This is a genomic window from Neomesorhizobium albiziae (assembly GCF_900114255.1).
GTDB lineage: Bacteria > Pseudomonadota > Alphaproteobacteria > Rhizobiales > Rhizobiaceae > Neomesorhizobium > Neomesorhizobium albiziae.
In genome coordinates, this window is sequence record NZ_FOSL01000001.1 from 607,508 (window position 1) to 626,649 (window position 19,142).

At 62.5% G+C, this 19,142-nt stretch carries 18 protein-coding genes; 10 read left to right on the top strand and 8 right to left on the bottom strand.

Annotated elements, in window-relative coordinates:
• Positions 1 to 141 precede the first annotated feature (141 nt).
• The 4 genes from F3H98_RS02920 to F3H98_RS02935 form a co-directional block, all read right to left on the bottom strand.
• Positions 142 to 1,026, bottom strand: coding sequence for an NAD-dependent epimerase/dehydratase family protein (locus F3H98_RS02920; RefSeq protein ID WP_149758064.1), 885 nt, complete (start codon positions 1,024 to 1,026; stop codon positions 142 to 144).
• A 42-nt stretch (positions 1,027 to 1,068) separates the two neighbouring features.
• Positions 1,069 to 2,145, bottom strand: a complete 1,077-nt coding sequence (locus F3H98_RS02925; RefSeq protein ID WP_149758066.1) for a tartrate dehydrogenase — start codon at positions 2,143 to 2,145, stop codon at positions 1,069 to 1,071.
• A 101-nt stretch (positions 2,146 to 2,246) separates the two neighbouring features.
• Complete coding sequence (locus F3H98_RS02930; protein ID WP_425294807.1) at positions 2,247 to 2,981, bottom strand: FadR/GntR family transcriptional regulator; 735 nt, start codon at positions 2,979 to 2,981, stop codon at positions 2,247 to 2,249.
• Between the two features lie 119 nt (positions 2,982 to 3,100).
• Complete coding sequence (locus F3H98_RS02935; protein WP_149758070.1) at positions 3,101 to 4,093, bottom strand: sugar-binding protein; 993 nt, start codon at positions 4,091 to 4,093, stop codon at positions 3,101 to 3,103.
• Positions 4,094 to 4,467: 374 nt separating this feature from the next.
• Here F3H98_RS02935 and F3H98_RS02940 point away from each other — a divergent pair, with 374 nt between their 5' ends.
• The 10 genes from F3H98_RS02940 to F3H98_RS02985 all read left to right on the top strand — a co-directional run bounded on the left by F3H98_RS02940 (position 4,468) and on the right by F3H98_RS02985 (position 14,508).
• A complete protein-coding gene (locus tag F3H98_RS02940; RefSeq protein WP_425294798.1) occupies positions 4,468 to 5,268 on the top strand; it encodes an ATP-binding cassette domain-containing protein in 801 nt (266 codons plus the stop codon).
• 40 nt (positions 5,269 to 5,308) lie between these two features.
• Positions 5,309 to 6,310 (top strand): ABC transporter permease, encoded by a 1,002-nt coding sequence (locus tag F3H98_RS02945; protein WP_149758074.1) that lies wholly within the window; start codon positions 5,309 to 5,311, stop codon positions 6,308 to 6,310.
• Between the two features lie 153 nt (positions 6,311 to 6,463).
• Complete coding sequence (locus tag F3H98_RS02950; protein ID WP_149758076.1) at positions 6,464 to 7,273, top strand: BtpA/SgcQ family protein; 810 nt, start codon at positions 6,464 to 6,466, stop codon at positions 7,271 to 7,273.
• A 27-nt stretch (positions 7,274 to 7,300) separates the two neighbouring features.
• Positions 7,301 to 7,483 carry a hypothetical protein gene (locus F3H98_RS02955; RefSeq protein ID WP_149758078.1) on the top strand — a complete coding sequence of 61 codons (183 nt, stop codon included), beginning with the start codon at positions 7,301 to 7,303 and terminating at the stop codon, positions 7,481 to 7,483.
• Between the two features lie 32 nt (positions 7,484 to 7,515).
• Positions 7,516 to 8,580 carry a M42 family metallopeptidase gene (locus F3H98_RS02960; protein ID WP_244621575.1) on the top strand — a complete coding sequence of 355 codons (1,065 nt, stop codon included), beginning with the start codon at positions 7,516 to 7,518 and terminating at the stop codon, positions 8,578 to 8,580.
• Entirely contained in the window at positions 8,580 to 10,076 is a 1,497-nt protein-coding gene (locus tag F3H98_RS02965; RefSeq protein ID WP_149758082.1) for an FGGY-family carbohydrate kinase, read from the top strand. Before F3H98_RS02960 ends, F3H98_RS02965 begins: the two co-directional genes overlap by 1 nt.
• A gap of 254 nt (positions 10,077 to 10,330) precedes the next feature.
• Positions 10,331 to 11,293: an ABC transporter substrate-binding protein gene (locus F3H98_RS02970; RefSeq protein WP_244621576.1), complete on the top strand. Its 963-nt coding sequence runs from the start codon at positions 10,331 to 10,333 to the stop codon at positions 11,291 to 11,293.
• Positions 11,294 to 11,315: 22 nt separating this feature from the next.
• Positions 11,316 to 12,017 (top strand): L,D-transpeptidase, encoded by a 702-nt coding sequence (locus tag F3H98_RS02975; RefSeq protein ID WP_244621577.1) that lies wholly within the window; start codon positions 11,316 to 11,318, stop codon positions 12,015 to 12,017.
• Between the two features lie 6 nt (positions 12,018 to 12,023).
• Positions 12,024 to 12,377: a hypothetical protein gene (locus tag F3H98_RS02980; protein ID WP_244621578.1), complete on the top strand. Its 354-nt coding sequence runs from the start codon at positions 12,024 to 12,026 to the stop codon at positions 12,375 to 12,377.
• A 250-nt stretch (positions 12,378 to 12,627) separates the two neighbouring features.
• A complete protein-coding gene (locus tag F3H98_RS02985) occupies positions 12,628 to 14,508 on the top strand; it encodes an adenylate/guanylate cyclase domain-containing protein (protein ID WP_149758086.1) in 1,881 nt (626 codons plus the stop codon).
• Between the two features lie 63 nt (positions 14,509 to 14,571).
• Here F3H98_RS02985 and F3H98_RS02990 read toward each other — a convergent pair whose 3' ends face one another.
• The 4 genes from F3H98_RS02990 to F3H98_RS03005 all read right to left on the bottom strand — a co-directional run bounded on the left by F3H98_RS02990 (position 14,572) and on the right by F3H98_RS03005 (position 19,108).
• Entirely contained in the window at positions 14,572 to 15,606 is a 1,035-nt protein-coding gene (locus F3H98_RS02990) for a DUF1254 domain-containing protein (protein ID WP_149758088.1), read from the bottom strand.
• A gap of 182 nt (positions 15,607 to 15,788) precedes the next feature.
• The gene (locus F3H98_RS02995; RefSeq protein WP_244621579.1) at positions 15,789 to 16,763 is read right to left on the bottom strand and encodes a formylglycine-generating enzyme family protein; all 975 of its coding nucleotides are present in this window, start codon (positions 16,761 to 16,763) and stop codon (positions 15,789 to 15,791) included.
• An 8-nt stretch (positions 16,764 to 16,771) separates the two neighbouring features.
• Positions 16,772 to 17,722, bottom strand: coding sequence for a DUF2950 domain-containing protein (locus F3H98_RS03000; RefSeq protein WP_149758090.1), 951 nt, complete (start codon positions 17,720 to 17,722; stop codon positions 16,772 to 16,774).
• Between the two features lie 24 nt (positions 17,723 to 17,746).
• The gene (locus F3H98_RS03005; protein ID WP_149758093.1) at positions 17,747 to 19,108 is read right to left on the bottom strand and encodes a DUF3300 domain-containing protein; all 1,362 of its coding nucleotides are present in this window, start codon (positions 19,106 to 19,108) and stop codon (positions 17,747 to 17,749) included.
• Positions 19,109 to 19,142 lie beyond the last annotated feature (34 nt).

The window sequence follows — 19,142 nt, forward strand, 5'->3', positions numbered from 1 at the left end:
TCAATTCCGACAAAGAGACCTTTGGAAGAAAGCGCTGCTGCGGCACCCTGGACAGTTTTCGACGCGGAAACAGCCCGTCACCCTTACCCTCTCCCCGGGGGTATCGACGTTGCGGCCGACCTTTTTCAATCCTAGATCAGGCTATTTGCGCCAACCATGGGCCGGGCGAAAGCCCAGCATATCCCTCGCCTTGCGGTTGGAGAGAAGGGTCTCGTATTCGCCGAGTTCCCCTTTGACCGGCACGCCCGGATAGAACCGCTCAATCAACTCGCGGGTCGGCAGACCCGACGACGTGTCGTCGTTGACAGCGTTAAAGACCTGATAGCCGAGACCGTCCTTCTTCACCGCGAGGTCGGTGATCTGGCCGAGGTCGCGGGCGTCGACATAACTCCAGGCGATGCGCTTGCGGAAGGCCGGGTCGGCGATCCACTTCGGTACGAACTGTTCGTATTCATGCGGTTCGATGACGTTGCCGATGCGCAGCGCGTAGATGTCGAAGCCGCTGCGCAAGGCGAAGGCGCGCGCCGTCTTCTCGTTGACCACCTTCGACAGGGCGTAGGAGTCCATCGGATCAACATCATAGTCTTCGTCGAGCGGAAAATAGACGGGATCGCGCGGCTCGTTGGCGAACACCAGCCCGTAGGTGGTTTCGCTGGAGGCGATGACGATCTTGCGGATGCCGAGCTTCACCGCCGCCTCGACGACATTGTAGGTGCCGAGCGCATTGACGCGGAACACTTCGTTGTCGGGGGTGATCATGATGCGCGGGATGGCGGCGAAATGAACGACGGCATCCACCGGCTGGGACCGCAGCGATGGGTCGAACTCGTGCAGTCCCATGTAGCTCGACAGCGCGTTGAACACATGTCCGCTGTCGGTGATGTCGGCAATAAGCGTGCGCACCTTGGGATTGTCGAGCGGCTTGCTGTCGATGTTCAGCACCTGATGGCCCTGATCGACGAGATATTGGACCACGTGGCGGCCGGCCTTGCCGCTGCCACCGGTGAACATGATTCTTTTTGTCACGACTCGCCTCCAAACTGTTGGACGGACTCTGTTTTCCGTCAGCTAGATGTTTTCGCCATTGATCGCATCGATCACCGCGTCGGTGACGCTGCGCGTCGTTGCCCGCCCGCCGAGATCAGGCGTATGGAAAGCCGTGTCGCGCGTTATCCGTTCGACCGCGCGCATCAGCCGTGCCGCGGCATCCCCCTGCCCGAGATGGCCGAGCATCAGGCTCGCCGTCCAGAATGTCGCGATAGGGTTGGCGACACCCTTTCCGGTGATGTCGAAAGCCGAACCGTGGATCGGCTCGAACATGGAGGGGAATTTGCGTTCCGGATTGAGATTGGCGGTCGGCGCGATGCCGATCGACCCGGCGAGCGCGGCTGCAAGGTCGGACAGAATATCGGCATGCAGATTGGTGGCGACGATGGTGTCCAGCGATTGCGGCTGCAGCGTCATGCGCACTGTCATGGCGTCGACCAGCATCTTGTCCCAGGTGACGTCGGGATAGTTCGCCGCGACTTGGGCCGCGATCTCGTCCCACAGAACCATGCCGTGGCGCTGGGCGTTGGACTTGGTCACAACGGTCAGCAACTTGCGAGGCCGCGACCGCGCCAGTTCGAAGGCGAAACGCATGATGCGCTCGACGCCGGAACGGGTGAAGATGGCGACTTCGGTGGCGATTTCGTCGGGCAGGCCGCGATGCGTGCGACCGCCCTGCCCTGCATATTCGCCTTCCGAATTCTCGCGCACGATGACCCAGTCGAGTTCGCCTCCGGCAACGCCGCGCAGCGGGCTGGTGATGCCCGGCAGAATGCGCGTCGGCCGGACATTGGCGTATTGATCGAAGGACTGGCATATGGCGAGCCGCAGCCCCCACAGCGTAACATGGTCCGGCACTTCGGGCGCGCCCACAGCCCCGAAGAGGATGGCATCGTGGTCCTTGATCCTGGAGAGCCCGTCGTCGGGCATCATCCTGCCCGAGCGCCTGTAGTGATCGGACCCCCAGTCGAAGAAATCGAACGACATTTCAAACCGACCGTCGCGCCGGGCGATAGCTTCGAGAACTTCGACACCTGCCGCGACGACTTCCTTGCCGATACCGTCGCCCGGTATAGTGGCGATACGAAAAGTCTGCATTTTCAACCCGTTTCAGTTTTTCCGTTCACGCCGACCGGGCAACGGGATCCGACACCCGCGCGCAAAGCCAGCCGCAGTAACGCGATGTTGGTGGCCGCTGGCTATGACCCGATTATCTTGTCCGTGTTGGCGAGCAGCTTGCGCACGGCGGCCCGCGCCGCGTCCGGCCGCTGCAGCCGGATGTTCTTCTCGATGTTCTCATGCAGTTTCTGCGCGTGACGGAGATCGCCGACCTCCCGGCTGGTGAAGGTGAACAGGTGCTCCAGCGCAGATTCGATGAGGACGCCGAGCGGCACCAGAAGATCGTTGCCGGAGGCATGCAGGATGGCAAGATGGAAGCGCGTATCGGCGCGCGTGCGCTCGATCAGCGAGGTCGCCCGTCCCATCTCGAAGCAGTTGCGGCTAATCTCCTCCATCTGTTCGTCGGTTCGCCGAAGCGCGGCAAACGCGGTCGCCTCCGGCTCGATGATGTGGCGGAACTCCTGCACCGTCCGCAGAAACGATCCGCGGTCGGGCGCCATCGCATACCAGGCGAGCACGTCGCGATCGAGCAGGTTCCAGCGCTCGCGCGGCTCCACCCAACTGCCGATCTTGGGGCGCGAGGCCAGCAGGCTCTTGGCCATCAACATCTTGATCGCTTCGCGCACGGCCGAGCGGCTGACATCGAAGGTTTCCGACCACTTCGCTTCGTTGGGCAGGATCGTTCCGGGCGGATAGTCGCCGCGGACGATCCTGAGGCCGATCTCGTTGGCCAGCGAGGCGTGCACGCTGGTTCCGGTGGCGCGGAACGTGCTCAGATCCCTGTTGCGCTCCGCGGCCTGCGCCGTCTCTTTCAGCGCCAGAGGTGTCTTCACTTTTTGCCCCGCATCATTCCATCGGTCATTCGTCTTAGCAGTCCGGCTTCGTCGGGCAAAGCGAGGCGCGCGGCTGTTCCGCGCGCCTCGTATCCAGCCAACTATTTCTGTATGCAGGTGTCTGCAGTGTCCTTGGTGCATTCATCGAGGCCGGTGAAGACCGGATCTTCGACTGGCTTGCCTCCGATCAGGTCGATCATCACGGTCGGCGCCTTGTAGCCCATCTCGAACGGCCGCTGGCCGACGAGCGCGGTGACGAGGCCTTCCTTGGCGATCGCAACCTCCTCGCCGATCGTATCGGCGGCGCCGATGACGAACTCGTTGGCGGCGATCTTTTCCGCCAGGGGCTTGAACAGATCGCGGTAAGGCTGCGGCGCGCCAAACAGCGGCCAGCCGCCCATGATGCCGAAGCCCACGAGGTCGGGATTGGCTGCGAGGATGTCGGTCATCGCCTGCACGCCCTTCGCACCGTCGTCATTGGTGAAGACCGGGCACCCGGCGACCTCGGTCCAGCCGCCCTCGCCCTTCAGTTCGGTCAGCCCCTCCTGGCCCGACAGCGAATCGCGCCAGCCCTGGGCGCGGCGCAGGATGTTGTCGGCGCCGGGATTGCCCTGGATGGAGCAGACCTTGCCGCCTTTCGGCAACGCCTCCTTCATGTAGTCGCCGATGCGCTTGCCCATCAGGTAGTTGTCGGTGCCGAGATAGGTCTTGCGCAGCGCGGCGTCCTCCTTGGCAAGGTCGGCGTCGAGCGTCATCACCGGGATCGTCGGAGCGGCGGTTTTGATCGTCTGCGCGATCAGCTTGGCGTTGGACGGCGAGATCGCGATGGCGACGGTCGACGGCTTGCCCAGCATGTCCTGCACGATCTGCGCTTCGCCGGCTTCATCCGAGGTCGATGCCGGACCGGTGTAGAAGCATTCATATTCCGAGCTTGCATTCTCGGAATTCCATTTCTGGCAACCCTGGTTGATCGCCTCGAAGAAGGGATTGTCGAGCCCCTTCACGACGATCACGAGTTGCTTTTTCTGCGCCATCGCAGTCCCGGCGGAAAGCGCAAGGGCCGCCGCGGCAACCAGTAAACCAAGTTTCTTCATTCAGTCCTCCCATTGAAAAGACGGGCACGGCGTGCCCGCCACCAAATCGGCCTGGAAGTCCTGTGAGCCGTTCGGGCTCGCCCACAATTCATCCAGGTCGACAAGCCTTCAAAGTCTCAGCCCGCCGCCGAATGGACTGGCGGAGAATCTCACGGACTGACCGAGTGGCCGGATGCTGCACGGCACGCAGATGACGGACCGGCCCACTCCTTCTCCAATCGATAACTAATCTCGCCGCGCTTTTTTCGTCAACGGCATTTGTCCGACAAAACTGATTTTAGCGCTTATTTCAGCCGGAGCTTGATTGACGCCCGCGCAAGGGTTTGCGTAAATGCGCCGGTGTTTCCCAGGGAGGTGGGAACGCAATCGCTGCAATGCCGCCGTCGGGCAACGACACCACCGGCTGCCGCGAGCTTGCTGGGAGGCAAATATCGGTGGCAGTTCTCGAACTTTCCAACATCTCGAAACATTTCGGCGCCATCCAGGCAGTCAACGACGTGTCGCTGTCGATCGAACCCGGCGAAGTGGTCGGGCTGATGGGCGACAACGGCGCCGGCAAGTCGACGCTTGTCAAAATGATCGCCGGCAACTTCCGCCCGAGCGAAGGCACGATGAAAATGGATGGCGCCGAACTCATCCTTCACAAGCCGGTGGAGGCGCGCCGCCACGGCATCGAGATCGTCCACCAGGATCTGGCGCTCTGCAACAACCTGACCGCCGCAGCCAACGTCTTCCTCGGCCGTGAGTTGCGCCGCGGCTTCGGCCCTTTCGCCGTTCTCGACTACGCGACGATGTACCGGCGCGCCGGAGAGCTTTTCAAGGAGTTGAAATCCGAGACCCGGCCGCGCGATCTTGTGAAAAAAATGTCCGGCGGCCAGCGGCAGGCGGTTGCCATCGCCCGCACCCGGCTGTCCAATGCGAAGATCGTGCTGATGGACGAGCCGACCGCGGCGATCTCGGTGCGACAGGTCGCCGAGGTGCTGAGCCTCATCCACCGGTTGCGCGACCAGGGCATCGCAGTGGTGCTGATCAGCCACCGCATGCCTGACGTTTTCTCCGTCGCGGACCGGGTGATCGTGCTCAGGCGCGGCCGCAAGGTCGCAGACAAGAAGATCGCAAGCAGTTCGCCGGAGGAAGTGACCGGGCTTATCACCGGCGCCATCGAGCAGGTCTGACCGGCGCCGCATCAACAACAAGCAGCAGACGAAGGCAACCATGGCAATCAGTACGCTGGACCAGACAATAGGGCAAAAGCAGCAGAGCTGGCTGTCCGGCGTGCTGGGAAGCCAGACCTTCTGGGTCTTCATCGCGGTGGTTGCAGCCTGCATTTTCCTGTCGTTCGCAACCGATGCCTTCGCGACATCGAAGAACCTCTACAACATCACCCGCAACGTCACGTTCGTGGCCATCATCGCGCTTGGCATGACGCTGGTGATTATCACCGGCGGCATCGACCTTTCGGTGGGCTCGGTGCTTTGCCTGTGTTCGATGGTGCTGGGCGTCACCATGCATGCCGGCTACGGTATCGAGGTCGGTATTGCCGCCTCCATCGCCACGGCCCTGATCATCGGCGCCTTCAATGGCGTGCTGATCGCCTATCTCGGCTTTCCACCGTTCGTGGTGACGCTCGGGATGCTGTCGGTCGCCCGCAGCCTGGCCATGGTCGCCTCGAACAACACGGTTGTGTTCCAGTTCGGGCCGGACCACGACCTGCTCTTGTCGCTCGGCGGCGGCGCTTGGTTCTTCGGCATCGCCAACCCCGTACTTTACATGATCGTGCTGGCGCTGATCACGGGCTTCGTGCTGCGCTGGACGCGGTTCGGCCGCTACGTCTACGCCATTGGCGGCAACGAGCACGCCGCAACACTGACTGGCGTGCCGGTCAAGCCGATCAAGGTCGCGGTCTACATGATTTCGGCGTTGTCGGCCGGCATCGCAGGCATCATCCAGACCGGGTGGCTGGGCGCCATCACCACCAATCTAGGGGCGGGACTGGAACTCCAGGTCATCGCCGCAGCGGTCATCGGCGGCGCAAACCTCGCCGGCGGCATCGGCACCGCGACGGGCGCGCTGATCGGCGCGGCGCTGATCGAGATCATCCGCAACAGCCTTGGCCTGCTCGGCATCAACGCCTTCTGGCAAGGCACCTTCATCGGCAGCGCCATCATCCTGGCGGTGCTGTTCGAGCGGATACGCAACTTCCGCCAGAGCGAATAGGCGACACGGGCAGCCCATCGACTGACTGCCATCTCGTGAACCGCCCTGCGAGACCCGCGCCGCTCGGCCCCCAATCGCGACAAGTTCGCAACCGTCCAGGTTGTCTGACCGCAACGGTCATCGCCCTCCCAGGGCAGAAAGGCAGAAATACAAGTGAACAAATTCGACACACTGTTCGGCGGCAAGAAACCGATCATCGCCATGGTGCATCTCAACGCGATGCCGGGCACCCCGCTCTACGATGCAGAAGCAGGCATTGCCGGCATCGTCGAGGCGGCAAGGCGTGACCTCATCGCCTTGCAGGCGGCAGATGTCGACGCCGTAATGTTCGGCAACGAAAACGACCGCCCCTATGAATTGCAGGTCGACACCGCCTCCACGGCGACGATGGCTTATGTCATCGGCCAGCTTCGCTCCGAAATCGCCAAACCCTTCGGCGTCAACGTGCTGTGGGATCCGATGAGCACCGTCGCCCTGGCGGTCGCCACCGGCGCCTCCTTCGTGCGTGAGATCTTCACCGGCACCTATGCCTCCGACATGGGCCCGTGGACGCCGAATGCCGGCCAGGCCATGCGCTACCGCGACCGGCTCGGCCGCACGGATCTTGTCATGCTGAACAACGTTTCAGCAGAATTCGCCGACTCGCTCGACCGCCGCTCGCTTGCCGACCGCGCCCGTTCGGCCGTGTTCTCGTCCATCCCCGATGCCGTGCTGGTTTCCGGCGCGATCACTGGCGAAGCCGCCGAAATGTCGGCGCTGGTATCGGTCAAGAAGGTGCTGCCCAACACGCCGGTGCTCGCCAATACCGGCGTTCGCCATGCCACAGTCGCCGACGTCCTGAAGATCGCCGACGGCTGCATCGTCGGCTCGTCGCTGAAGATCGACGGCGACACCTGGAAGGCGGTCGATCCCGAGCGGGCCAAGGAGTTCATGCGCATCGTCAAGGCGGCGCGTGGCCAGTAGGCGGATCGGAAGCTTGGGGCGAAAGCAATGGACATCAGGCAGGACACCACCAATTCCTATCTCGAAAGCCCAGCGGCTCCGAGCGCCCTCGTCTTTGTCGCGTTGAGCATCGCGACGCCAAGCTTCGTCGCCGCCGCCATGTCGCAGCGCGTCGCCATAGGCTCGCTCACCCTGTCATCGCTGTTCCAACGAAAGGTCAAACCGTCGTGAAGGACCGTCTTCGCTCCCTGCTTGAATCCCTCATGCTGACGCCCGGTCTTTCGGGCCATGAGGACCGTGTCCGCCGGCTGATCGCCCGCGACCTGGCCGACCTGCCGCTGAAACTTCGCACCGATACGCTGGGCAATCTCATCGCGACGCTGGAAGGCGACGCGGGCGCACCCTCGGTGATGCTGTTCGCCCACACCGACCAACTCGGCTTCATCGTGCGCAAGGTCGAGGCAAACGGCCTGATCCGCATCGAACGCCTCGGCGGCATTCCCGAGAAGGCGCTTCCCGCCCAGGCGGTGCTTTTCTGCGTTGGCGAGGGCAAAGACGTGCGCGGCGTCATCGCCAACAAGAGCCACCATGCGACACCGGCCGAAGAGAAATACAAGGTCACGCCATACGCCGAACTCTTCATCGATGTCGGCGCCGAAAGTGCGGAAGACGTACGCAGGCTCGGCATCGCGATCGGTACACCGGTGGTCTACGATCCGCGCATCATCCATCTCAACGAGAACCGCGTTATCGGCACTTCGGTCGACGACCGCGCAGGCTGCGCCGTTGTGATGGAAGTCGCTCGCCAGCTCGCGCAGGGCGGCCCGCGCCCGACCGTGCATTTCGTCTTTGCCGTGCTGGAAGAATTCAACCTGCGCGGCGCCATGGTTGCGGCACAGTCGATCAACCCCGATATCGCCATCCAGCTCGATCTGGCGCTTAACGCCGACACGCCCGACATGGCGCATCGCGGCGAAGTGGCGCTCGGCGGCGGGCCGGCGATCAGCCTCTATTCCTTCCACGGCCGCGGCACACTGAACGGCACCATTCCGCATCCGGCGCTGCCGCATCTGTTTTCGCAGACGGCCAAGGATGAGGGCATCCCGCTGCAGCGGACTGCCCATACCGGCGCGCTGACGGACTCGTCCTATGTGCAGCTCGTCAACGAGGGCGTCGCCTGCATCGACGTCTGCTTCCCCTGCCGCTACACGCACACCGCTCTCGAAATGTGCGACCTGCGCGACCTGGAGGGGCTGACGAAACTGCTGGTTTCGGCCATCCGCCGCATCAACCCGTCCTTCAGCCTCGATCGCGACCTCTACACCTGATGCCACACTATCTCGGGATCGATATCGGCACCTTCGAATCGAAGGGCACCCTGGTCGACGAAACCGGACGGATCGTCGCCACGGCGGCGCGTCCGCACAAGATGCTCGTGCCCCAGCCTGGCTGGGCCGAGCACGATGCCGAGACCAACTGGTGGGGCGAGTTCTGTTCCATCAGCAAGGAGTTGATCGCCTCGAGCGGCGTAGCTTCCAGCGATATCCGGTCAGTCGGGGCCAGCGGCATCGGCCCCTGCATGCTGCCGGTCGATGCCGACGGCGCGCCGCTGATGAACGCCGTGCTCTATGGCGTCGACACGCGGGCGGCGGCGGAGATCGAGGAACTCACCGCCGAGATCGGCGTCGACGAACTTGTCCGCACCGGCGGCAATGCGCTGACCTCGCAGTCGGTTGGCCCGAAAATTCTCTGGCTGAAGAAGAACCGGCCGGAGCTTTATGCCCGCACCCACAAGGTGCTCAATTCCTCGTCGTTTCTGGTGCACCGGCTGACCGGCCGTTATGTGCTCGACCACTATTCCGCCTGCAGTTCGAGCCCGCTCTACGACGCCGCCTCCAATCAGTGGACCGACCGCTTCGCCGAGCGCATCATCGCGCCGGAGCGCCTGCCCGAATTGCTGTGGACCACGGACATCGCCGGGAGGGTGACCGCGGCTGCGGCCGAGGCAACCGGCCTTGCCGTTGGTACGCCGGTGATCGCCGGCACCATCGACGCGGCGTCCGAAGCCGTCAGCGTCGGGGTGCAGGGCACCGGCGAAATGATGGTCATGTACGGCTCGACGATGTTCATCATCCTGGTCACCGACAGGCGCGTCGAGGATCCGCGGCTCTGGTATGCCCCCTGGCTGTTCGAGGGCCAGCATGCCTGCATGTCCGGCACATCGACGAGCGGCACGCTGACGCGCTGGTTCCAGGACCAGTTCGCCCGCGAACTCGACCCCCAATCGGCGCTGCGCGAACTCGCCGAACAGGCGGCGACGTCGCCTGCGGGAGCCAACGGCCTGGTCGTGCTGCCCTATTTCTCGGGCGAACGCACGCCGATCCACGATCCGCAAGCGAAAGGCGTGATTTTCGGCCTCGACCTTACCCATACGCGCGCCGACATCTACCGGGCCTTCCTCGAAGGCATCGCCTATGGCGTCAACGAGATCATCAAGACCTATGTCGTGGCCGGCGCCCCGTTGAAGAAGATCGCGGCGGTCGGTGGCGGCACCAACAACAAGGTTTGGTCGCAGTCGGTCTCCGATGTCAGCGGCTGGCCGCAATCGGTGCGCGCCAAGACCATCGGCGCGGCCTATGGCAACGCCTTCCTTGCCGCCGTCGCGGTGGGCGACGCCAGGCGCGACGACATCGACGCGTGGAACCCGGCAGAGCGGCAGATCGTGCCGGACGCCGCCAATGCCGCCGTCTACGCCAACCGCAGCAAGACATTCCACGAGCTTTATGCCCGGACGAAGGACCTCATGAAAGAGGCCTCGCACTGAGCCTCCGACCGCACCCGGCTGGACGTCATCACGACGGACGGGGCGGAAACACCAAGCATCGCGCCGAATCCGTTAGGCCTTCGACCCGCACAGTCCATCCGCCGTGCGGGAAGAAGAACTTCTGTCCAAGACACGGTCTACCATGTCACGCAAATATGTAAGAAATTGCTGGCGGTAATGCCGGCGTTGTGCTGAGAATGCATCAGGCATGCGACCTAAGTTCGCGGAGGGGCGACTGGTTGGAGGGTGCGGGTGTGGTCCGTACTATTGCGCTAAAACTGAGCGCCGCCGCGCTTTTGCTTCCGCTATTTTATGGCGCGAGCCTGGCTTCTGACCTGGTGGTCGGCATGCCCAACTGGCCCTCCGGGCAGGCCTCCGCCAACATCATCAAATACGGCATCGAGAAGAAGCTCGGCCTCAAGGTCGAGGTCCAGGAGATGGGCACGCTCATCATTTTCGCCGGGCTCGATACCGGCGAAGTGGATGTGCATCCCGAGGTCTGGCGGCCCAACTTCGATTCGCTGGTGACGAAATACGTCGATGAGAAGAAGACGGTGCGGCTGAGTCCGAAACAGGTCGCGGCCACGCAAGGCATCTGCACGACACGTGAAACCGCCGACAAATACGGGATCAAGGATATTGCCGACCTGAGCGATCCGAAAAAGACCGCCGTCCTCGATACCGATGGCGACGGCAAGGGCGAGATGTGGATCGGCGCAACGACATGGTCGTCGACGACCATCGAGAGGATACGCGCTGAAAGTTACGGCTACGCCAAAACGGTGAAGCTGCTCGAGGCGCCGGAAGATGTGGCCATGGCGGCAGTCGACGCCGCTGCCGCCACCAACACGCCGATCGCATTTTATTGCTACAGCCCGCACCATGTTTTCGACCTGCACGAGATCGTGCCGCTGACCGAACCGGCTTATGACGCGGCCAAATGGAAGGTCGTGCTGCCGAGCGACGATCCGACGAACTGGCTGTCCAAATCCTCCGCGCCCGTGGCATGGCCGCCGTCGTATTTCAATATCGGCTTCTCGTCAAAGCTGGCCGAACGGCTGCCGAAGGTCGCGTCGTTCCTTTCCAACATCGACTTCACCCCGAAGGAGATCACGGAGATGAGCTACGCCCTGCAGGTGGAAAGGCAGGATCCCGCCAAATATGCGCAGCAATGGATTGCTGAGCACGAAGACCGGCTGAACGCCTGGTCCAAATAGAACAGAACCGAGGTAGGCGCTGATGGCATTCCCGCTCCGAACTCCCCTCCGCAAGACCTCTGGCCGAACGATAAGTGCCGCGACGGCGACATGCCTGGCATTGGGCGTTGCCGTGTGGGCCACCCTCGCCTACGCAGCCGAGACACAGATATTCGATCCGAAAACCCACAAATGGGTAAAGTACGATCGCAAGAAGGCCCGCTCCTACTACGCCGCCCACAAGCAGGTGCCGGAAGCCTTCCGCATGCAGGTGGTGCCCTTCAAGACCGCCGAGAAACCCGGCACCATCATCATCGACGGTAACCAGCATTTTCTCTACCTGGTCCAGCCCGGCTTCACCGCCATCCGATATGGCATCGGGGTCGGCCGCGAGGGCTTCGGCTGGGCAGGTATCGTGCGGGTGGGCCGCACCGCCGAATGGCCGACATGGACGCCGCCTGCCGAAATGGTCGCCCGCGATCCCAATGCGGCGAAATGGGCCAGTGGCCAGCCGGGCGGGCCGGACAATCCGCTCGGTGCGCGGGCCCTGTACCTCTACCAGGGCGACCAGGATACGATCTACCGCATTCACGGCACGCCGGAACCCTGGACAATCGGCCTCGATGTTTCGTCGGGATGCATACGGATGAACAACGACGACATCACCGACCTTCACTCCCGGATCAATGTCGGGGCGAAAGTCATCGTGCTCATGCAAGGTGCTTCTCTTTACAAGGGAGTTTGACAGCCAATGAACAGATCCGGCATCCAGCTCGCCCGTGGATGGTTTCAGCTCGAGGCAAACCGCAATCGCATGACGACGTTTGCAATGGCGCTGGCCGCGATCCAGCTTGCCGGCTGCGTGTCGAACCAGCCAGCGCCCGGCAGCGTCCGCAACACCGGGGCGACCGCGCCCGCCGACCTGCAACTGGCCTGCGCTTCCGCCGCCGCCGCCCCCCTTGGCGTCGACAGCTCGGCCGTGCTGCCCGTCAGTTCATCGCAGGTCGATGAAAAGACCTTCCAGGTCGTGCTCGAAGCCAAGGGCGCCCGCGCGAACTGTGTCGTCGACACAGCCGGAACCGTGGTGTCGGTGCAAAAGGTCTGAGGCATCCAAGACCGGCTTCCCGGAAGAAAACCGAAAAATCCTATCCAGTCTTTCCCCAGAGACTTTGCGGTGTTCATCGGATCGCAAGGTTGTTTTGTGTTGTATATTATCCGTTGGCTCTGCCTAGGACGCATCGAGAGCCGGAACTGAGCGGTCGAAATTGCTGGGGCGTACAAAAACCGATCGAGAACCAGGTGATGATATAGGTCAGATCTGGAGCCGTTCGCTCCAATTCCTGCTCGGCACATCGATGGTCGCCTTGATCATCCTGGTTTCCGCAGCGCTGGCCGGCTTCAGCTACTACCGGGCGCGCAACGCGGCGATTGAGGACGCCAAGACGCAGATGCGGACCTTTTCCGAGCAGCTGATCGACCGCTTCAGCGTGATTTCGGGCCAGACGGTGGGATTTGTAGGCCTCATCGCTTCGATCCCGAACGCATTCCTGGTTCCGCCGCCGGACCGGCTGAATGACAAGACGGCGCTGTTGCGCGAGTTCATCCGCCGGTCTCCCCAGCTCGACGGCGCTTATGCCGGATATCCAGACGGGTCATTTTTCCATGTCATCAACCTCAAATCCGAAGGCTGGCGCCGTGCACTCGCAGCCCCGCACAATGCCGTGCTGGCCATCCGAGCGATCGCACCTAACGACAGCGGCGAAAGTATCCAGCACCTGAGCTTCGAGGATTCGACCGGAGCGATCATCAAGAGCGTTCCGGCAAGAACGACGAACTATGATCCGCGCGCGCGACCGTGGTATCAGGCAGCGCTGGACACCGCGGGCACGGTGTCGATCGGCCCCTACGAAATGGCGACGACCGGCAAGCTCGGCATGACCCTTGCCGAAGCCCACAAAGGCAATCCGAAGATCGTGATTGGCGCAGACATCGTTCTGGACACCATAACCGACTTCCTGTCCGCCCAGCGCATGTCGCCCGATACCGTGGCCTTCATGGTCGACGCCTCGGGCAACCTGATCATCCATTCGAATCGGGGCGTGATGGCCCGCATCGTCGCAGGCAAAGCCGAGGCCGATTCCGTCAACTCACCCGAGACGGATGCTTTCATCCGCAGCCTCAAGTCCAACCCTGAAGCGAACCTTGTCGACGTCGGGGACAGGACATTCCTCGTGGCGTCGAAGCCGGTCGCTTCCGCGGTGCTGCTCAAGGGCCAGCGCGTGGTGGTCGCCGCACCGCTGGACGAGTTGATGGCGCCCGCCAACCGCGCGCTGCTCCAGGGACTGGCTATCTCGGCAGTCGTCGTAGCGGTGGCGGTGGCGCTTGCTCTCCTGCTCTCGCATCTCATCACCAAGTCGCTCGAACAGCTCACCGAGAGCGCGAACCGGCTGCAGAACCTCGATTTTGCGACACCGGTGGAAGTGCCCTCGCACGTCGCCGAAATCTCCTCGCTCGGCAAGGCGATGAACCGCGCGCGCGACGCCATCTTCACCTTCGCGCTCTATGTACCCAAGGAATTCGTGAAGAAGAGCGTACAGGCAGGTTACTTCACCGGTAGATCGGCGAAACGGGAGGAAGTCACAGCACTTTTTACCGACATCTATGACTTCACGACGATCAGCGAGGGCCACTCCCCCGAGGATGTGGTCGCCATGCTATCGGAATATTTCGACATACTGGATGAAGCCGTTAACGCCCATCACGGCTCGATCATCCAGTTTCTGGGCGATTCCATCTTCGCCATGTGGAACGCGCCGATTCCCGACACCGACCATGCCGAGAATGCCTGCCGCGCCGCGCTGGCGGCGGAGCAGAGCCTCGCCCATTTCAACGAGGCGCAGTGCGCCAAGGGGCTGCCGGAGTTCCGCACGCGGTTCGGCATCCATACCGGCCAGGCGGTCGTCGGAAGCGTTGGAGCCCGTGAACGGCTTCAATACACGGCGATGGGAGATACCATCAACGTCGCGTCGCGGCTGGAAGGCATGAACAAGGTTTACCACTCGACGATCCTGGCAAGCGCCGCGGTCAAACAGGCCTGCGAGCACACAATCGAATTCCGCCCGCGCGGCGCGGGCCAGGCAAAAGGCCGCGCGGCCGCGCTCGAACTGTACGAGGTCATCGGTGTTCGTGCGACCACGCAGGCGATCGACAGGGAAAAGCAGACGGTTTCGAGCTGAGCGCGTTGGTGGCCGCCCTCATACCGGCCAGCAGCGTTCGCCGCCGTTGAACTCAGACAACCTTCAACCGGCCGGCTTCGGCTCCGGGAAACTCCATTTTCCGTCCAGTATCTCTGCCCGCGGGCGGTAGAGGCGGACCGTGTAGTTCCAGCCCTTCATGATCGGCAGGCAATTCGGGATCTTGCCATCGCAACCGCCGAACTGGATGGCGACGGCGCCGTCGGCACTCTTGGTCGCTGTGATATTGTTGAGCGAATAGGCGTTGTAGGGGTTCTTCTCGTAATAACCTTCAGCATTGTAGAGGCTGACCGACCAGAAGCCGTCGACCGGCACGTCCTTCACGTCGAGCTTGTAGACCGTCGTGCCATCATTGTTGGCCGGGGTGATGTTGAGATAGATGGCGTCCTTGTCCGGATTGCCGCCCCAGGCAGCGGCGGTTCCGAGGAGATGGCGGACAGGATTGACCTCGTCCTTCTTGCCGAACGCACCCTTGAAGTCCGGTATGGTCGCAGCAAGAACCAGCAATGCGTCGCGCACCTTCTTCTGGCTGGCCTGATCCCAGCTCGGCACCTCGAAGCTGCCCGGACCACCCGGCTGCTCGATCTTGATCGCGTCCTGCAGCGCATGGACCTTCTTCACGTCCTCCGCATCGGCCGGGTTGACCAATGTGCGTATCCCGACCACGGCGTAGCGCGTGCCGACCTTTTCCTTGTCCAGTGTGTAGGTGCCCGCGCCATAGACGACCTCGGGCACATAATGATCCTCGCTGATCACCTGCATCGACATGAAGCGTTCGCCGGCGTCAGGCAGCGTGATGGTCACCGGACCGGCGTCGAGGTCGAACACCGCCGGCGAATAGAGAGTGTCGCGGTTGAGGCGGATCACCGTCTGGTTATCGATCCCAGCTGGCTCACGGCGGTGATTGAATTTGCCAATACCGCCGCTGTCCTTGAGAAGGCCGCCGAGATACGAGTCCGACTCGGCGCGAACGAAATTGTCGACCGTAACCGGTATGGCGTCCGCGGCCAGCGCTGTCGCCCGAAGTCCGCCGGACGCCGCCAGCGCCAAGGCCAGTGCGCAAACATGTTTGATCTTCATGTCGAATCTCCTCATGCTCATTTTGTGCGCTCCAGCGCCGGAGCTTTTCAGATGTCGGCGGCCTGGGAAGGCGGGACCGAGAGCGCGACCAAAGCGGCCAGACACGTGGCAAAGACATCTAACTTCATGACGTACACCTCGCTCTCCATGGGAAGATCAGCCTGGAAACCAGCGCCGATCGCTTATTGCATCGATCCTCTCCTCACGATGCAGCGGAACCCAACATGGCTCATCGACGTGTCGACGGGCTGCGCGTGGCGCGCCGCCGGACGATAGCGCCGGCAGTAGTTGGGCGCGCAAAGATGCGAGCCGCCCTTCACCACCCTTCTTGGAATGAGAATTTTCGGCAGTCGCGGGTCGAAACTCTCGACCTCTGAGCCACCACGGGGATTTTGCGGAATGCAGCAGGTCTTCGCCTGCCCCGCGTGCCTGCCCGACCACCAGTCGGTCGTCCATTCCCACACATTGCCGATCATGTCGTAGAGGCCGTAACCGTTGGCCGGAAAGGTGCCGACCGGAGACGTCCGTTCGAAGCCGTCCCCAAGCAGGTTCCGATACGGGAATTCACCCTGCCAGGCGTTGGCCATGTATCTGCCGCCGGGCGAAAATTCGGCGCCCCAGGCATACTCGGCACCCTCGACACCGCCCCAGGCTGCGTACTCCCACTCCGCTTCGGTGGGGAGTTCCTTGCCTGCCCATGCTGCGTAGGCCAGCACATCCTCGTAGGCGACATGGACGACCGGGTGGTTTTCCTTCTTGAACAACCCGCTGCCGTGGCCGAGCGGATGGCGCCAGCTTGCGTCGCGGATGAAATCCCACCACTGGCTCGCATCCCTGAGATCGACCGGACCCGATGCCTTCTGAAACACCAGAGATCCCGCATAGAGCATATGCGGGAGAGCGCCCGGATAATCATCCGGGTCGGGGATCCGCTCCGCCACGGTCACGTAGCCAGTCGCCTTGACGAACGCCTTGAACTGCCGGTTCGTGACCGGCGTCCTGTCGATGAAGAAGCCGTCGACACGCACCTCGTGTGCGGGCGCTTCCTCGGGATAGTGGTTGTCCGACCCCATCCGGAAAGTGCCCCCAGGAACGAAGACCATGCCTGGCGGGCAGGCTGTTTCGCCCTCGACCGGATGGATGTCGGGCCGGTTCATTGGTTGCTTCAATCGCCCGGATCGGTAACGACGGTCCAGCTGTCGTCAGGGTCGAAGGCGTCCATCTTGTCAGCGAGCGCCTGGGTGTCGGCCCCGAGATCCTTTTGGTAGACAGTGCCGTACTGGTTGACGACAAAGGTCATGATGCCGGTGCGGTCGTATTTGACAGGGGTTGCGATGAGGCCGAAACCGCCGATCATGTTGCCGTTGATGACGTAGTCGTAGGCTCCCCCGGCAACGTTCTCACCCTGCTTGGTCAGCGGGCGGTAGCGGTAACCGAAATAGCCATCCTGCTTTGCGGTCGCCAGTTCGGCCTCGCTTATCAGGGATCCGACCGGGCTTTCGGGTACGCCGTCTCCCGGCTGCCAGTAGAGGCCGTCATAGACGCCCGGGGAACTGATCAGCTTTTGCGCATACTCTGAAACGCCATCCTCGTCCCAGTCAGTTTGCTTGTATTCTTCCTGGGCATCGACATAGGCACGCATGTTGGCGACCGTCGTCAGCTCGTTCTCGCCGATACGCCGGTTGATGACCTCCTCGAGTCCCGCAACGGTGTCGAAAGCCCAGCGCCCGTCCACCTTGACGATCGGGAACGGAAACGGCCAGACTTCATCGCCAAGCAGCAACGTCCGGCGGTCAGCGGCCGCCTCGCGCACGGCAATCGACTCGGCGGCGGCCTGTTGTATGTGCTGGAAACTGTCTTCCACTTCCTTCGACGCCAGCACCTTGCTGGCCGAGAGCCCGAGCAGGACAGCAAGCGCAGATTTGTCGCCCGCCTTGACCGCCGCGCCGAAGTTTTCGGCAAGTTCTTCCACGGTAGCGAATGACGGCGGCTGATCGCCGACAAAGCTCTGCAGGTCCTCGGCCGCGGTGGCGGGAAGCTCCTGCGCCCACACGCCGGGGACCGCGGCAAGGGTGAGCGGGACAGCAACGGCTGCGATGACGATGTGACGGATCATTGTCGTTACCTCAAATTCTGCCGGTCAGCGACGGTGAATGCGCCCGCCCCCACCGCGAGGCCCACCCCCGAGATGTCCGCCTCCCCGGCTCTGGAAACCGCGGTTGGAAAAATTATGGGTGACACGCCCTGCCTGGGGATGGCCGAGAGCGGACGGCCTGCGGGGGCGGTTGTCAACGCGCGCAGCCGGCCTCGGACGGTCCACGTGCTTCTGCGCGACCCGCTGGGCGGCAGGTTTGTTGATGGCGGGCCTCGCGGTCTTCAGCTGATTGCCTATCTGCTTGGCGTCCACCTGCCTTGTTCCCGGCGCCGGCAGTTTGGCGTTAGGCCGGTTCTTGAGGCCCTCGGCGACATTCTTGCGCACGTCCTTGCCCTTGAGATCATGGGCGCGGGCCTGCAGCTTGCCGGCCTGGACGCCATTTCCTGGACGATCCTTGGCCTTGCGGGCGATGTTGTTGAAATCCTTGCTTTCCAGGTTCTGCTTGAGCTTGGTTCGATCGAAATTGGTGTTCTTGAGATCAATCTTCGAGCGGTCGATGTTGCGGAAATCGAGCTTGTTCAGCTTGTTCACGTCGATGTTGTTGATATCGATCTTATTGAAATCGAAATCGACGCGGTTTCCGACATCGACGTCCCAGTCGACGTGGCCGCCCCAGGTGCCCCAACGGTCCCAATCGACGACCGCCGCAAATGCCGCTCCGGTGACGAACCCGGCCCAATAGGGCGCCGTCGGATAGTAGTAGGAAGGATACGGCGCGTAGACGATCGGATCGCCGGTGACGACATAGCCTGGATCATAAAGCATTTCCGGCGGATAGGTCGGCACGTAGATCGTCTTGGGATCGGATGATTTGATGACGACGTTGTCGCCCTCGTTGACCACCTGGACCTGCTGGCTCGATTTGAGCACGCCTTTCGCCATGGCTTCGTCGCGCAGTTGCTGTATTGCGACAAGCAGGTCCTTCTGCTGGTTCGCCGCCACGTCGCCAAGCTGTTCGGTCCAATCGAGATCGTCATTCATCATCTTCACGACCTCGGGATAGTTGAGGAGCGAGATCACGCTGCCATCCCATTTGTCGCTGGGCTCCAGGTCAGGCGTCTTCTTCTTGTCATCCAGGAATCGAGCCGCCTGAACGATCTGCAGCGGATAGAGCGACGCGGAAACGCAGAGCGCGACGAGATCGTCCGGATAAAGCGCGATGCGCGCCGCCAGCACCTTGAGGTCGTCAAGCGAGAGCGGAGCGGCGGCTTCATCGGTTGCGTCCGCGGGCGCCGCCGCGTCCGTGGGCGCGGCGGTTTGCGCGTAGACGGGCAGATTGGCGGATGCGAGCAACGCCAGCACCACGAACCCAGCCGACCGAAAACCGAAAAGCGGGGAAAATTTCATCCGGGTACTCCCTGCAAAGAACGCCCTCTGCTTC